The organism is Streptomyces sp. NPDC006450 (assembly GCF_040612195.1).
GTDB lineage: Bacteria > Actinomycetota > Actinomycetes > Streptomycetales > Streptomycetaceae > Streptomyces.
This window is the reverse complement of sequence record NZ_JBEXPT010000271.1, coordinates 1-1369: the sequence shown is the minus strand read 5'-3', so window position 1 is coordinate 1369 and position 1369 is coordinate 1. Positions and strand designations below refer to the sequence as shown.

General features: G+C 73.8%; 1 protein-coding gene. It reads left to right on the top strand.

The window, feature by feature from the left end; translation table 11 throughout:
* Nucleotides 1-1369 (top strand): polyketide synthase dehydratase domain-containing protein (locus ABZY57_RS32745; RefSeq protein WP_356518188.1); only part of this gene is annotated, 1369 nt, incomplete at both ends.

Below are 1369 nucleotides of genomic sequence, written 5' to 3'. Positions count from 1 at the left end.
GTACTGGGTACGGTCCTGCTCCCCGGCACCGGCTTCGTGGAACTCGCCCTTCACGCGGGTTCGCACGTCGGCTGCCCGGTGCTGGAGGAGCTCACCCTCCAGGCGCCGCTGGTCCTGCCCGAGCAGGGTTCGGTACAGGTGCAGGTCGCGGTCGCCTCGCCCGACGAGTCCGGTCTCCGCCAGGTCCGCGTGTACTCGCGGCACGCCGAACTCGCCGAGCAGCCCTGGCTGCTGCACGCGGAGGGCCGGCTCAGCCCGGCGGAGGCAGCCGCGTCCGTCGCGCCCGCCGAATGGCCTCCGGCCCACGCGGAGCCGCTCGACGTGGAGGACGCCTACTCCGTTCTGCTGGACCAGGGCTTCGCCTACGGCCCGGCCTTCCAGGGGCTGACCGCCGCCTGGCGGCTCGGTGACGAGCTGCTCGCGGACGTCGTCCTGCCCGAGCAGTTCCACGGCGACGCCGAGCGGTTCGGCATCCACCCCGCCCTCCTCGACGCCGCGATGCACGTCGCACTGTTCGCAGGCCCGGGCCCGGAGGACGAGCCCGCTCTGCCGTTCGCCTGGACCGGCGTGACCCTGCACGCGACCAGCGCGTCGCGACTGCGCGTACGGCTCGTCCAGCGCGACGACCGCCGGCTCGAACTGACGGCCACGGACGGCGAAGGCCGACCGGTCGTGTCGGTCGGCTCGGTCGTCGGCCGGCCCGTGTCCGCGACGCCGACCGGTCCGGCGCCCGGCGCCCCCGAGGGGTTGTTCGAGGTCGAGTGGAGCGGTCTCGCGAGCTCCGGCGCCACCCGCGCGCCCGAAGTGCCGCTCGTCCTGTGGGAGGAGCTGTCGGAGGAACGGACAGTGCCCGGGGCCGTGGTGTTCCACTGCCCGGTCGTCGACGGCGACGAGGTCTCCGGGATGCACGAGATCACCCACCGGGTCCTCGCGGTCGTCCAGGAATGGCTGGCCGGTGACCGCTACGAGGACTCCTCGCTCGTCGTCGTGACGCGCGGGGCGGTCGCTACCGGGCCCGACGAGGACGTCGACGTACGTCAGGCCCCGGTGTGGGGTCTCGTGCGCGCGGCCCAGGCGGAGGCGCCGGGTCGGTTCCGGCTGGTCGACGCCGGGCACGGCTTCGCCCTTGACGACGACCCGCGATCCCGCGCGCTGCTCACCTCGGCGTTGGCCGCCGAGGAACCCGAGTCGGCGATTCGCGCCGGAGCGCTGCTGGTTCCCCGCCTCGTACGGGCACAGGCACCGGCCGAGCCGCTGTCGCTCCCCCCGCTCGACGGGACGGTGTTGGTGACGGGTGGTACGGGTGGTCTGGGTGCGGTGGTGGCGCGGCATTTGGTGGTGGTGCATGGGGTGCGGAGTGTGTTGTTGG